We start from the raw sequence: 14,100 nt of genomic DNA, 5'->3' as shown, positions 1-14,100 counted from the left end.
GAGGGCCGCCCTCCGAGTACCCGGGAGGTGCCATGACCACGAGCGAGCTCGTCGCGCCCGCTGCGACGACCGGCTGTTCCGAGGAGGAGTGGGCGACGCGCGTCGACCTGGCCGCCTGTTACCGCCTGGTCGCGAAGTACGGGATGAGCGACCTCATCTACAACCACATCACGGCGCGGGTCCCCGGGGAGGAGGGCCACTTCCTCATCAACTCCTACGGCTACCTCTACGAGGAGATGACCGCCTCGAGCCTCTACAAGATCGACCTCGAGGGCACGGTCCTCTCCCGCCCGGACAACCCGTACGGCATCAACCAGGCCGGCTACGTGATCCACAGCGCGGTGCACGGCGCCCGCGAGGACGTCGGCTGCGTGATCCACACCCACTCGCGCGCCTCCATGGCCGTCTCGATGATGGAGTGCGGGCTGCGCCCGCTCAGCCAGCACGCGATGCGCTTCTACGGCGACGTCGCCTACCACGACTACGAGGGGGTCGCCCTCGACACCGACGAGCGGCAGCGCCTCGTCGGTGACCTCGGCGACAAGCACGTGATGTTCCTCCGCAACCACGGCCTGCTCGTCTGTGCGGAGACGATCCCCGAGGCCTTCAACATGACCTACTGGGTCGAGCTCGCCTGCAAGGCGCAGCTCGACGCGATGGCCTCGGGGGCGACGCTCGTCGAGCCCTCCGAGGCGGTCCGCGAGAAGACGGCCAACCTCTACGACCCGAAGGTCCGCCGCCGCTTCGGCGACATGGAGTGGGAGGCGATGCTCCGCCTCCTCGAGCGAGACAACCCCGGCTTCAGGGACTGAGACGTCCCCGGCGCGCGCCGTTGGCGTGCGCGAGCGCGTGGTGCTGGGCGAGGAGGTCGGCCCCGTAGTCGTTGCCGTTCGGGGTGCGGACGACCGAGTGCACGTGATTGCGGGTCGGCTCGTCGTTGTCGAAGGCGATCCCGGCGAGATGGTCGAACTCGATGAGCAGCACCGGGCTGTGCACCCGGTAGTAGAAGGGGTCGTCGTCGCCGCGCCCGCCCATCCAGGCGAAGCGCGTCTCGTCGAGGTGCTCGCCCACCTCGGCCATGCGCAGTTCGGAGTGGCCGGCGCGGATGCGACCGACGTGCACGGCGACCAGCTCGACGAGGCGCTCGCGCTGCTCGTCGTCGAGCTCGCCGTAGGCGATCCCCTGCGGGTCGAGGACGAGGTTGTCCCGGTAGGCGGCGGTGAAGATCTCGCCGGGGGTGGCGGTCGCGAGCTGCGCGACCGCGAACTGCTCGGCCGAGAGCGACTGACCGAGGCGGAGCGCCTTGTGCTCCTCGGCGGCGAAGACGCGCGTCCCCTTGTACTTCCCCGACGCGGCGAGCACGGGCTCGGAGCCGAGGAACATCGGCGTCACCACCAGCTGGTCGCCGAGCACGAAGCAGTTGACGATCAGGTGGTGGCCGTCGAGCTGGAAGCCCCAGGGCTCTGTAGCCGAGGGCTCGCCGAACAGCGACAGCCAGTAGAGCCACTCCCCGTACTCCTCGTCCGAGCCCGAGATCTCGCGCAGGTTCTCGTTGAGGCGCATGACGTCGCGAGCGGCCTCGTAGCCCTCCTCGGAGAGCGCCGCGGCGACGAGCGCGAGGGCCCGTTCGCGCTTTTGCGCGACGAGGCCCTCGAGGGACAGCCCGTGGCGCATAAAGAAGGGGTGGATGTTGCTCCACCGCCGCCAGGCGTCGCTGTCGATCGGGAAGCACGCCTCCTCCCGCTCCGGGAGGCTGAGCGACTCGAGGAGGTGCCGTGCTGCGCTGACGAGGCGCTCGGTCCCCACCCCGGTGCGCCTGAGCGGGAAGAGGCCCTCCCGGCGGCCGACCGCCGCGACGATGCCCGAGAAGGGCTCGCGGAGCTGGCGCTCGCCCTCGGCCTTGGCCTCGATGAGCCGCTCGGGCAGCTGGTCGGAGAGCGTGCGCGCCGACATCGGCGGTCGCTGACGGAGCTCCGGCACGACTACCTCCCGTGCCCACGCGGCCGGGCGACTGCCGCCCGCCCCCTCGGGGCACCGCTCAATATACGAAGGGCGCGCCACCGGGCCGGTCGGCGGCCCGTCTCACTCGCCGACGGGAAAGGACAGCGCCGCAAAGTCGTCGTCCTCGGCCGGCACCACACAAAAGGCCAGCCCGGCCGGGTCGGCGAGCACCGTGCAGTCGTCGTGGCGCGCGACGAGCACGGCACCGGCGTCCACCAGGCGAGCGACCTCCGCGGCGGGATCGTCGCTCTCGATGTCGAGATGGACCCGGCTCGGCCCCTCGCCGAGGCGCTGCGCGAGCACCGGACCGAGCGCGCTCGGGTGCTCGAGGACGTGGTACTCGGGATGGATCGTGCCGGGACGGCCGGTGGCGAGAAGGGCGCGCTCCCAGAAGGCGAGCGCGGCGTCGTGGCTCTCGGGAGCGAAGTCCAACACCACCGTGCGCAGCAGGATCCGGTGCACCGCCCGAAGGTAGTGCGCGGCACCGTGCGAGCCCGCGCCCGCGGGCGCGGGGCGCACCGCGGGAAGGCACACTTGTCCCGGTGGCCCCCAACGCCGAAGGCTCCGATGCTCGCTCCTCGGTCCCGCCGACCCTGCACGCCCCCCGTCCGGCCGAGGGCGCCGGTGCCGACGAGCCGACGCTCCTCCGGGCGTGGCTCACCTTCCAGCGGGAGAGCGTGATCTACAAGCTCGAGGGCCTCGACGACGAGCAGCTGCGCTGGCGGCCAGCCTCCTCTGCCAACAGCCTCGGCGGCATCGCCACCCACCTCGCCTACGGGGAGCGCTTCTGGTTCCGGGCGGTCTTCGCCGGCGAGCCACTCGACCTCTCCTTCACCGATGACCGCTTCGCGATGACCTTCGACGTCCCCGATGGCGCCTCGGCCGCGGAGGTGATCGCCTTCTACCGAGCCGAGAGCCGCGCCGCCGACGCCGCCATCGACGTCGCCACCTCCCTCGATCAACGCTCGGTCGGTGAGCTCCGCCCGACGACGCTGCGCTGGGTCCTCGCCCATGAGATCGAGGAGACGGCCCGCCACGCCGGCCACATGGACATCACGAGGGAGCTGATCGACGGCCTCGTCGGCCGCTAGCCGGGAAGCGGCGCGAGCGGCAGGTAGTAGAGGGTCCCCGCTCGCACCCGGTGCCCCCGGTCCTCAGCCCGGATCGTCGCCAGCACCTTGGCCCACGCCACCACGGCGCGTGCCGAGACCCGGTAGTTGTAGATCCCGCTGTCGACGTTCTCGATCGCGGCCGGCAGGTTGTAGAAGCCGGCGCGGCTCGGCGAGGAGGCGGCGATGCCGTCGATCCCGAGGGCGCGCAGGTAGGAGACGACCGCCTTGGCGCCTTCTGCGAGCGGGAGGTGCGGCGCCGGCGAGCTCCCCCCGACGACGTCGAGGGTGGTGAACGAGGAGCGGGAGAAGTCGAGGAGCGCGGGCTCATCGACGGCGGCCAGCACGTAAGCGTGGGCGGGGATCGCGCGGTCGAGCGCCGCGTACTCCCGGCGCTCGTTCGCGTAGTGGTCGAGGAGCACCTCGCGCCCCGAGAGCAGGTCGCTCCCCCGCTCGACCGCGGCGAGCGCGGCGGGGCCGTAGAAGGAGAGCGGCACGCCGAGGAAGGCGACGAACAGGCCGAGCGCGCCGAGCAGCGCGGCGCCGACACCGAGACGGGAGGCGGCGCGGGAGGCGGTCGCGGGCCGCTGTGCGCCGGCCACCTCGAGAGCGAGGAGCAAGGCGAAGCAGAGCACGGCGAGCGTGCTCGGCGCGCTGTAACGGCCGAGGTCGGTGGGGAGCGCCCCGGAGAGCTCGACCGACTCCGAGGCCAGTGCGAGGGCGCAGCCGAGCACCGCGGCCAGGACCACGACGGCGCCGACCGCGAGGCGCGCCCGCTCCTCGCCGCCGAGGGCGAGGCGGCGCACGACCTCGCCGAGCAGCGCCACGAGAAGGAGAGCTCCGAGCAGCGCGACGTCCCAGTGGTCCTGGCGCGCGCCGAGCGCGAATCGGTGCAGGTAGCCCGAGAGGGAGTGCACCGCGGGGTCCCGCCACTGGTCGGCCGAGGTCCAGTTGCCGGCGAGCAACGGGAACAGCGCCGTCCCCGACGAGCGGGCGAGCGCGATCGCCCAGCCGCCGATCCCCGCGACGGAGGCGACCGCGGCGGCGAGCAGCGCCGCTCGGCCGGCCCGCCCGCGCACCACTGCGAGGGGGACCACGACGACCACGAGCGCCGGAGCGAGCAGGAACTCGAAGCGCAGCGAGAGGAGCGCCGCGAGGAGCAGGCCGGCGAGCGCGAAGCGCCACCGCTCCCCAACCCCGTGCCGCGCACCGCGCACCATCCGCATCAGCGCCAGGGTGAGCGCGGCGCCGGAGAAGGTGGGGGCGACGTTCACCCAGATCCCGACGGGGCGGACGAGGACGATGCCGGCCGCGACGACGAGCACGGCGAGCGCGAGCCAGCGACGGCGTACCCCCTCGACGACGAGCGCCACGAGGAGGAGGGCGAAGAGGAACCACTCGACGCCGAGGCCGGCCGAGTTCCCCGAGATGCGGAGCACGAGCGCCTGGAAGAGCTCGGCACCCCCGTAGGAGTTGACCCGCCGGGTGTTGAAGGGGTCGATGAGACCTCCCGTCGAGAGCAGGCGCTGCGCAAGGTAGAGATAGGCCGGTCCGTCGTCGTTGGCGTTGAAGGGGCCGCTCAGCGCGACGCCGAAGGCGCAGAACGCGGTGGCCCCGAACGCCGCCACGCCGCCGAGGGTGGCGAGCGGGGAGTACATCGGCCCGTGGATGCGCAGCAACCTCCAGAGCAACAGCGCGCAGCCGGCGATCTGCCACCCGAGGAGGAAGGCCAGACCCCCCACCCCTGCCGCGACCGCGTAACCGCCGACCGCGAGGAAGGCCGCGAGGCCGAGGGCGACCCGCATTGCCACGCCGAACTCCTCGCTGCCGGCCGCGGTGCGGCGGCGCGCGAGGGTGAGGAGGGTGCTCCCCCAGCCGTAGCTCGCGCCGACGACGAGCGCCATCACCGCCAGGAAGCGCAGCGGCGCGCTCACCGCGGCGGCACCCGACGGCCGCTCAGGAGACTTGGCCTTCGGCGAACTCACTGCCGAGCAGGCCCATGAAGAGCCGCCCGAGAAGTAGCTGGAAGCCGACGACGAGCGCGGTGATCGCGGGGATGATCAGCCGCACCTCGTGGCGGGTGTTCAGCGCCCCGAAGCCGGCGTGCTGCCATTCGAGGGTCGCGATCACGACGCCGGCGACGCCGGCGCCGATCAAGAGCGCCGTCGCGGCCGCCACCCGGACGAAACTGAAGGCGCCGAAGAGGCGTCGCGGGGTCGAGGGCAGCGAGAAGAGGTGCATGCGTGCCCCGTAGAGGTTGGCGAGCAGGCCGAACTGCACCGCCTGCACGCCGATGATCAGCGCCGCCGCGGCGACGGCGAGGGTGTCGACGTCGAAGCGCACCCCGAAGAGCGCGACCGGGCCGAGCGCCGTCGGGATCCCCGCGGTGAGCCCGATCGTCATCAACAGCGCCCCGGGGACGAAGAAGAGCCAGCGCGGGCAGTAGAGGAAGAGGAAGAGCAGGTGGCGGAGGCCGTCGGAGAGGGCGCGCAGGTGCGAGCCGCCGGGGCGGCCGTCGCGCGACAGCGTCGTCGGGACCTCGGCGATGCGCAGCCCGGCGAGCTGGGAGCGCACGATCATCTCGCTCGCGTACTCCATCCCCGAGGTGGTGAGGTCGAGGGCGGAGATCGCCGCGCGGTCACAGCCGCGCAGTCCGCAGTGGAAGTCGCCGATGGTGATCTTGAAGAGGCGTCGGCCGACAAAGGAGAGCACCGGGTTGCCGACGTAGCGGTTGAGGAAGGGCATCGCGCCCGGCTCGATGCCCCCTTGGAAGCGGTTGCCGACGACGAGCTCACTGCCGTTGCGGAGCTCGTCGAGGAAGGGCTGGAGGGCGCTGAAGTCGTAGCTGTCGTCGGCGTCGCCCATGATCACGTAGCGCCCCCGCGCAGCGTCGACGCCGGCGCGCAGGGCGCTGCCGTAGCCGCGGTGGCTGACGCGCACGAGCCGCGCCCCGGAGGCCTCGACGATCGCGACCGAGCCGTCGGTGCTGCCGTTGTCGGCGACCACGACCTCCCCCTCGACCGCAGCGCCGTGCAGGTAGGCGAACGCCTTGTCGATGCAGCTGCCGATCGTCGCCCGCTCGTTCAAGCAGGGGATCACGATCGAGAGCTCGAGCTCGGGATCGGGTTGCACGAGGGAGACGGTCATCGGTGAGGAGGTGCCCGCACCGGGCACGCGGGAGCGAGGAGCGGCGCGGGAACTCCCCCCGATCCTACTGATGGGCGCGATCTCCGGCAGGCTGTCGGGGTCCGTCTCGTCGTCGAGGAGCAGAGCATTGCCAGCAGCACCCCACCCCGCTGGCCCGGCCGGCGACCTCAAGTGGCTGGACCGGGCCCTGCAGCGCATGCGGATCCGCAGAGCCGCCCCGTTCATCGGCCGTGAGGACGCGGTCCTCGACATCGGTTGCGCCGACGGAAGCCTGTTCACCCGCCTGCCGTGGATCCGTGAGGGGGTGGGGATCGACCCCGACCCCGGCGTGAGCGCGCGTGTGGGCATCACCCTCCGGAGGGGTCAGTTCCCCGATGCGCTCGCTCCCGACGAGCGCTTCGACGTCCTCACCGCCCTCGCGGTCCTCGAACACGTTCCCGCCGAGGGCCAGCGGGCCTTCGCGAAGGGCTGCCGGCAGGCCCTCCGCCCGGGAGGCCGACTCGTGCTGACGGTGCCGGCACCCCTCGTCGATCGCCTGCTCGACGTACTCATCGCCCTGCGGGTGCTGCGCGGCATGGAGGCCGAAGAACACTGGGGCTTCTCCCCGGCGACGACGGTCGCGCTGTTCAGCCGCGAAGGCTTCCGCCTCGAGACCCACCGCCGCTTCGAGCTCGGCCTCAACCACCTCTTCGTCTTTCGCGCCCCGTGACCAGCGCGGCCGACTAACCGGCCGCCATCGCCTCGATGATCGGCGCCACGCCGTCAAGGGATTCCAGTCGCCGGGCCAACTCGGCGAGCGCGCCCAGACGGCCGCGGCCGCCGGGCATGCGCGGCGTGCAGCGACCGAGGTTGTCGACGAGTTCGTCGAAGAGCCACGCCATGCGGTCGTATGGGTAGACCCCCGAAATGGTCGCCCCCGAGCGCAGGCGCACGCTGATCGAGGGTGAGAACATCGGCTGGTCGTGTACGCCGACGAGGCGCACCCGCTCGGTCATGAAGTCGATGACCGCCTGGTCGTGGAAGACGTCGTCGCCCGTCGGCCCGAAGGTGTCGCCGCCGACGACGGGGAAGCCGCCGTTCACCGCGGCGTGCGCGCAGAAGAACTGGATCGAGCCGACGCGCGGCACCGTCGGGTCGGCGAAGCGGGGGAACTCGGGGCTCGGATAAAGGGTCTCGAGGTAGTTCATCGAGATCACCACCTCCTCGATCTCCGCGGGGTCGAGGTGGTGCTCGCGGTGCAGCTCGGTCATCAGCTCGATGACCGGCTGGTTGTAGCCGGAGGTGTTGTAGATCCGGAACATCACCGTGAGCATCGTGTAGCGCTCGCCCAGTCCCTCGGTGATCGAGGCGAGGTCGATCTTGCGCTCCCCGCGAAAGACGTACGAGAGGTGGCCGTCCCTGCTCCCGGCGTACGCGTTGTAGAAGCCCGCGTCGCCCTCGATCGCGCTCTCCGACCCGCGGGCGCCGCCGAAGCTCGCCATCAGCGCGGCGAACACGCCCTGTCGCGCCGCATTCGGCTCGTGGAAAACCCGTTCGTCGCCGCCTACCCGCCCCGGCTCATTGAGTCCCGAGGCGCTGCTCGCGGCAATGGCGATCATCGTGACGAGCTGGTCCTCGTCGAGGTCGAGCAGCTTTCCCGCGACCATCGCCGCACCCATCGTCGAGAACACGGGCGCAGGCCGAAAGCCCTGAGCCGAGGTGCTCGGCACGAAGTCGTCGGCGAGCCGGCACTCGAACTCGTAGCCGGCAGCGAGCGCGGTGATCAGATCCTTGCCGCTCTTGTGATTCAGCTCGGCGTTGGCGAGCGCCACCGCGATGAGCACGGGCCCGGGATGGGTGATCATCCGGAACGAGTCCCAGAGGCCCGCGATGTGCGCGAGCTCACAGTTCGCGAGCACGGCGCCGGTGCGGGTGACCTTTCCCCCGTCGACGAGGATCGTGGCCCCGTCGGGCTTGGCCTCCTCGCTCTTCACCAGTTCGACTAGCGCCCGAGCGTGATCGTCCTCCGCACCGAACAGGTCGGCGACGAGATGGAACAGCACCAGCGCCTTCACCTTCTCCACTACCTCGGCGGGGAGGTCGTCATAGGTGACGGAGGCGGCCCATCGGGCAAAGGTACGGCTGATCGAGGGGGTCATCCGGTTCCGCTGGTTCGTCGCCGATTCGGGCTCGAGCACGAATCAGGCCACCCCGTCAACTTGCACGGGCCGGGCGATGTTCAGCGCGTACCCACGACGAACCCCATCGAACACTCTCCGTATTCGAAGCACGAATCGGAGTAGGGAACCAAGCGGGCAGAGATCACCAGGACGTCGATCCTAGAGAGCGCAACCCTCGGGTGAGGGAGCCTGTGCAATCGGGCTACATCGGCATCAGCAACGGTTCGACGTCGGGCGACGGACCGCGAACGAGTAGGCCAGGACTTGGCCTCGCAGGGAGCTGCGCAAGACCGCCCGTTGCCGACGGGCGGTTCGGTACCCAGCTGCCTGCATGTTGGGCGCCGCCTTCCACCAGAGTTTCTCGGTGCGGCGAACGGTGGCCCGGGGGCGGGGCGCTGAGCCATGGCCCGCGCCGTCCTGACGTGAGTGACTTACGCGCAGATCACCCACACGGTGGGTTGTTTGTTGGCCGCGGAGAAAGTGACTGACCAACCGTGGGCAGCGCCCGCTGCGGTGAGGACGGCGCCGCTGCCATCTGTAGGCGCGGAGACGAGCAGCTGTCCAGGTCCTGGCTCGCTCCCGCCGCCACCAAAAGCGAGTTCACTCCCGGGACAGACGACAAAGAACGTGGCTTGATTTCTCGGGGAGGTGGCGGTGAAGGCTGACGCGCCCGCAGTTCCAGCGGCACCGGTCGCGCCTGAAACCCCGGTGGCGCCCTGGGAGCCGGTGGCGCCAGGCACGCCCGTGGCACCCGTGGCGCCCACACCGGTCGCACCGGTCGCGCCCGCACCGGTCGCACCCGTCGCGCCACCAAGACCAGCCGTACCCTGGGCGCCGGTGGCGCCCTGCGGGCCGGTCGCGCCGTTCGCTCCATTCACACCAGAGGCACCCTGGGGTCCGGTCGCGCCAGCGACACCCTGAGCGCCCTGCGCACCAGTTCCTCCGTTGCCACCAGCCAATCCTGTGGAACCCTGGGTGCCCTGTGCCCCTTGGGTACCTGTTACACCGGTGGCGCCGAGCAACCCACTCGGCCCCTGGACTCCGGTCGGTCCAGCCGGACCCTGCGCGCCGGTGGCGCCGTTCGATCCGCTCACGCCTTGGATGCCCTGGGCACCGGTCGCGCCGGTGAGCCCCGTCGGTCCCTGCACACCGGTCGGTCCCGCCGGACCCTGCGCGCCGGTGACGCCGGTGGTGCCCTGCGCGCCGGTCGCGCCGTTCGCTCCGTTGGAGCCGTTGGAGCCGCTGACGCCCTGGATGCCCTGGATGCCCTGAGAACCGCTCACGCCCTGGACGCCCTGGGCACCGGTCGCGCCGGTGAGACCCGTCGGTCCCTGCACACCGGTCGGTCCCGCCAGACCCTGCGCGCCGGTGACGCCGGTGGCGCCCTGCGCGCCGGTCGCGCCGTTGGAGCCGTTGGAGCCGGTGGCGCCGGTGGCGCCGTTCGCTCCGTTGACGCCCGAGCTCCCGGTCGCGCCGTTGGAACCGTTGGAGCCCGAAGCTCCCTGGGCGCCGGACGCGCCGTTGGAGCCGCTGACGCCCTGGATGCCCTGGGCGCCGGTCGCGCCGGTGAGGCCCGTCGGTCCCTGCACACCGGCCGGTCCCGTCGGACCCTGCGCGCCGTTGGAGCCGTTGGAGCCCGAAGCTCCCTGGGCACCGGTCGCGCCGGACGCGCCGTTGACGCCCTGGATGCCCTGAGAACCGCTCACGCCCTGGACGCCCTGGGCACCGGTCGCGCCGGTGAGGCCCGTCGGTCCCTGCACACCGGTCGGCCCCGCCGGACCCTGCGCGCCGGTGACGCCGGTGGTGCCCTGCGCGCCGGTCGCGCCGTTGGAGCCGTTGGAGCCCGTGGCGCCGGTGGCGCCGTTCGCTCCGTTGACGCCCGAGCTCCCCGTCGCGCCGTTGGAGCCCGAAGCTCCCTGGGCGCCGGTCGCGCCGTTGGAGCCACTGACGCCCTGGACGCCCTGAGAGCCGCTCACGCCCTGAACGCCCTCGACGCCCTGGGCACCGGTCGCGCCGGTGAGGCCCGTCGGTCCGGTATTTCCATTACTGCCGGCGGTACCGCTCGACCCCACGGCCCCCGTGTTCCCCGCGGTTCCAGCGAGTCCTCCCGGCCCGGTCGCTCCAAGACTCCCGGGGTTCCCCCGGAGGCCGGGCTGACCGGAATTGCCGCTCGGGCCCTGCGCCCCTGTCAGCCCACGCGCGCCCGCCGCGTTGCTCCCACCCCCGAGTCCGCTGGCACCCGTGGGGCTGGAGTTGGGTGTCGAAGGCGAACTCCCCGCAGGGGAGGCATTGCCGAGGCTCTGCAGGAGCCGCCGCACGACCGGGTTGGTGGAGGTGCCGGAAGTGGAGCTCGCGCCGTTGCCCGTCGGGGGTGGCCCGTACCCGAGGAGCTGGAAGGCCACCGGATTGAGCCTCTTCACTGGCTGCGCGTGCTGTGCCGAACCGGCGGTGATGGGGACGAGCTTCACGCCATCGACGACCTTGCCGTTCGCTCCTCGGTTCGACGCGAACACCGCGCCCACGGTGCCGCTGCCACCGGTGCTGGCAAACGCGGCCGGCGCCCAGAGAACGGAGGTCCCAGCGAAAAGGAGGGCGATCTCCACACCTCGCGCCGCGCGGGCAACGGGGCTACGGTCAGAGCGCACCACGCACCAGGCGCCGCTCAGGCCGCGCCGCGCCTCGAAGTCCCCGCCAGGCTTGTCGCCTGCCGGACCATCTGTTCGCGTCATCAGCTGGCGACGCTTATTCGGCAGGCGTGCGTGAACGAAGACGGCGGTCGGCGGCCAGGTGCGCTGGTCCGCCCACTACTGCCCCGCGGGCCCGCTGGCGAGCGATGTGGTTGCGGACGTGCCAGCCCCACATCACGTGGCCGATCGCGCTCACACTGAGCAGAGCGACCAGCCCCACCGGCACGGCCGCCCAGCGGAGCAGCGTGAGTGAGCCGGCACCGGTGGCTCCGGCGACGAGGCCGAGGCCCGCCGAGACCGAGAGGAAGAGGCCGAGTGAGGTCAACGACGCTTGGTAGGCGATAAAGGAGAGCAGCAGGAAAATGCCGAGCCAGGACAGCGCGTAGACCAAGAGCACCGTGGTGAGGGAGTCAATTGGGATCGCGTACCAGTCGTGCGAGACGCCGAGCTGCAAGAGCGCGTAGCTAAAATTGAAGCCGGCGAAGGCTCCGTAGACCGTCGCAATCGGGTACTGCTTGGTGATGGTGCACCAAAGTGAGGCAAACACCAGGCCACAGCTGCCGACGGCGAACATCGGCACGATCTCGCTGCCCTGGAGATAGCCGAGGAGGACGGCACCGAGGGCGACCGAACCGATGATCAGCGAGGCGTGGCCGATGATCGTCTGGCCGTCCGAGACGCGGTAGCGCTTGGTCGTCGGGGCATCGGCACGGGCGCTCGCGCCTTCCGCAATCAGCACACCGGTGATCACGAGCGCGCCGTCACCTGCTCTGCTCTCCCTCTCCGAGCTGTGACTTCGCGACGACCGCATACCGTGCAGGCTACCGGTGGGGCGACGGAGAGTGGTAGGGACTTTAGCCCTCTTCACGCTCCGCGGTCATCTCCGCCAAGCTGCGGAGCTGCCCGTTCGCCCCTACGACACGTCGTCCTCGCGGTTGAGGCGGCGGTTGCGCCCGGCGGCCTTGGCCCGGTAGAGGGCGTCGTCGGCGAGGCGAACGAACAGGTCACGGGCGCGTGCTTCGCCATCCGTCGCACCGGCGCTCAACGTCACCGCACAACTCCGTCCGTCGCCGAGGACGACCAGGCGCTCGCTCACCTCTTCGAGCACTCGCTCGCCGAGCACAGCGGCGCCCTCGAGCTCGGTTTCGGGGAGGATGAGGAGGAACTCCTCTCCCCCCCCCAACGCGCCGCGACGTCGCCGGCGCGCAGCACCTGTTGCATGCGCCGCGCCGTCTCGCGCAGCACGCTGTCGCCGCCGGCGTGGCCATGGGTGTCGTTCACCATCTTGAAGTGGTCGAGGTCGAGCATCAACAGCGACAGCGGCCGGTGGTGGCGGTGGGCCCGCTCGATCTCGGCGTCCAGACGCTCCTCGCCGTAGCGGCGATTGGCGAGGCCGGTGAGCTGCTCGGTCTCGCTCAGCTGGTCGAGCGCGGTGTTTTGCTGGCTGAGCTGCTGCTGGAGGCGGGCGACGCCGCTCGCGCCGCGACAAGCTCCCGCTTCAGCGCCACGTTCTCGTCGTGCGCGGTCGCCGGTGTCGACCGCCGGGCCGAGGCCGGAGCTGCGGTCAGGCGCTCTTCGCGAGGGCCGCGATCCCGCCCTCGAGGGAGGCGATGCGGCAGTCGAGGGCGCTGATCGCCGCGGAGCTCGCCGAGGCGAGGCGCCGGATCTGCTCGACCAGCGCCCCGTCGGCGCTCGCCGGCGCCACCGGGTCGGTCGGCACCATGGGCACCGGGTTGAGGCCCCCGTTCGCCACCGCCACCGCCGGTCGCCTCGCCGCCTCTGCCGAGGGGCTGGCCTTCACGTAGGTGACGTAGGAATGCCACTTGCGCTCGGCGTGCAGGTAGGCGAGATCGGGTGTGACGGGAAAGCCGAGCCCCGCCTCGCGGATGCGGTACTCGGTGACGTCGTCGACCGCCCAGAGTGCGGGGAAGACCTCGTAACGCTCGGCCATCTCGGCGAGCGCTTCGCGGCCGACGGCATCCGCGCGCTCGTCCTCGAGGGTGCGGTGGCCGTAGGGGTGCGGCGGGTTGTCGTCGAAGATCACGTGCTCGATCCCGACCCGGCGGCACTGCTCAAGGCGGGCCAGCTGACGGTGGTGGTCGTCGAAGAAGGCGAGCGGCGTCGTCGCCGCGGCGACGTCGCCCGCGATGTCGGCACAGGAGAAGTCCTCGCGGAAGTAGCGGGCACGGGGCGAGCGGTAGACGGGCTGCGGCTCGCCGCCGAAGAAGAAGATCGGGTCGAAGGACCAGACCTCAGCTGCGGGCGCGGCCTGCTCGATGAGCCACGTGCTGAAGCCCCGCCACACCCCCACCTCGAACACGACGTCCGGCTGCAGCTGCTTCACGAACCAGTAGAGGGCGAAGGCGCTCACGCCCCGCAGCCCCGCCTCGTTCTGGAAGGGGCGGCGCTCCATCACTCGCGCGAACTCGATCGCCCCTTCGAGCAGTGCTTCCCGCTGCTCTCCCCACTCGGCTTCTGTCGTGATGTGCATAGGGGAATCAACGGCCGAGCCGAGCGCGTGTTGAGATGCGGAGCCGCGAGGCGCGCCCTGTCCGGCGAGTCGGCGGCGTTGCGAGCTCGCCTCCCGGACTCGGAGAGCTCAGCGCCAGTCGATCCACCGGCCGGCGGCCCACCGTTGCGAGTCGCGTACCCGAAGGGCCCGGTCACGGGCCGCTATGGCACAATCGGAGCGTGGTGCTTCGTGGGCCGAAGCACTTGCCCACGACCGACCCGGTTGCGGTCGTCCACCCGAGGAGGCACCCATGACCCAGCAGCAGGAACGCGAGCAGACCCCGACGCGCGAGCAGACGGCGCAGAACGTCCACGTCTACAAGGACCGCTACGACCAGGAGCGGATCTACGTCCGCCAGGTCGGCAGCATGCGCTACACCCTCACCGAGGAGCGCCGTGAGCGCCTCGACACCGTGCCGCGGGTCTTCACGCCCTCGCTCGGCGAGGGCACGAGCGAGAACTGGAAGATCATCGACCCGGGCGACG

At 71.4% G+C, this 14,100-nt stretch carries 13 protein-coding genes; 4 read left to right on the top strand and 9 right to left on the bottom strand.

Annotated elements, in window-relative coordinates; all coding sequences use genetic code 11:
• Positions 1-32 precede the first annotated feature (32 nt).
• Positions 33-812: a class II aldolase/adducin family protein gene (locus VNF07_08045; protein HVB06175.1), complete on the top strand. Its 780-nt coding sequence runs from the start codon at positions 33-35 to the stop codon at positions 810-812.
• Here the strand turns inward: VNF07_08045 and VNF07_08040 are convergent.
• Complete coding sequence (locus tag VNF07_08040; GenBank protein ID HVB06174.1) at positions 802-1,980, bottom strand: DUF3500 domain-containing protein; 1,179 nt, start codon at positions 1,978-1,980, stop codon at positions 802-804. The two genes, VNF07_08045 and VNF07_08040, sit on opposite strands and share 11 nt — an antisense overlap.
• Before the next feature lie 102 nt (positions 1,981-2,082).
• Complete coding sequence (locus VNF07_08035) at positions 2,083-2,463, bottom strand: VOC family protein (GenBank protein ID HVB06173.1); 381 nt, start codon at positions 2,461-2,463, stop codon at positions 2,083-2,085.
• An 80-nt stretch (positions 2,464-2,543) separates the two neighbouring features.
• Here VNF07_08035 and VNF07_08030 point away from each other — a divergent pair, with 80 nt between their 5' ends.
• Positions 2,544-3,092, top strand: coding sequence for a DinB family protein (locus VNF07_08030; GenBank protein HVB06172.1), 549 nt, complete (start codon positions 2,544-2,546; stop codon positions 3,090-3,092).
• Here VNF07_08030 and VNF07_08025 read toward each other — a convergent pair.
• Positions 3,089-5,044: a hypothetical protein gene (locus VNF07_08025; GenBank protein HVB06171.1), complete on the bottom strand. Its 1,956-nt coding sequence runs from the start codon at positions 5,042-5,044 to the stop codon at positions 3,089-3,091. The two genes, VNF07_08030 and VNF07_08025, sit on opposite strands and share 4 nt — an antisense overlap.
• A gap of 22 nt (positions 5,045-5,066) precedes the next feature.
• Positions 5,067-6,257, bottom strand: coding sequence for a glycosyltransferase family 2 protein (locus VNF07_08020; protein HVB06170.1), 1,191 nt, complete (start codon positions 6,255-6,257; stop codon positions 5,067-5,069).
• Positions 6,258-6,384: 127 nt separating this feature from the next.
• Between VNF07_08020 and VNF07_08015 the strand changes: the two genes are divergently transcribed.
• Positions 6,385-6,966, top strand: a complete 582-nt coding sequence (locus VNF07_08015) for a class I SAM-dependent methyltransferase (protein HVB06169.1) — start codon at positions 6,385-6,387, stop codon at positions 6,964-6,966.
• Positions 6,967-6,979: 13 nt separating this feature from the next.
• On the opposite strand, the gene VNF07_08010 is transcribed toward VNF07_08015, so the two are convergent.
• The 5 genes from VNF07_08010 to VNF07_07990 form a co-directional block, all read right to left on the bottom strand.
• On the bottom strand, positions 6,980-8,434 hold the full coding sequence (locus tag VNF07_08010) for an MmgE/PrpD family protein (GenBank protein ID HVB06168.1): 1,455 nt from the start codon (positions 8,432-8,434) through the stop codon (positions 6,980-6,982).
• Positions 8,435-8,847: 413 nt separating this feature from the next.
• Positions 8,848-11,019 carry a spore surface glycoprotein BclB gene (locus VNF07_08005; protein HVB06167.1) on the bottom strand — a complete coding sequence of 724 codons (2,172 nt, stop codon included), beginning with the start codon at positions 11,017-11,019 and terminating at the stop codon, positions 8,848-8,850.
• Positions 11,020-11,158: 139 nt separating this feature from the next.
• Entirely contained in the window at positions 11,159-11,842 is a 684-nt protein-coding gene (locus tag VNF07_08000; GenBank protein ID HVB06166.1) for a hypothetical protein, read from the bottom strand.
• Positions 11,843-12,016: 174 nt separating this feature from the next.
• Complete coding sequence (locus VNF07_07995) at positions 12,017-12,286, bottom strand: diguanylate cyclase (GenBank protein ID HVB06165.1); 270 nt, start codon at positions 12,284-12,286, stop codon at positions 12,017-12,019.
• A gap of 381 nt (positions 12,287-12,667) precedes the next feature.
• Positions 12,668-13,594, bottom strand: coding sequence for a hypothetical protein (locus tag VNF07_07990; GenBank protein HVB06164.1), 927 nt, complete (start codon positions 13,592-13,594; stop codon positions 12,668-12,670).
• A 271-nt stretch (positions 13,595-13,865) separates the two neighbouring features.
• On the opposite strand from VNF07_07990, the gene VNF07_07985 reads away from it, so the two are divergent.
• The coding region (locus VNF07_07985) for a hypothetical protein (GenBank protein HVB06163.1) at positions 13,866-14,100 on the top strand (235 nt) is incomplete at its 3' end.

This window comes from Acidimicrobiales bacterium (genome assembly GCA_035533595.1).
Classification (GTDB): Bacteria; Actinomycetota; Acidimicrobiia; order Acidimicrobiales; family Bog-793; genus DATLTN01.
This window is presented reverse-complemented; position numbering and strand designations above follow the sequence as displayed.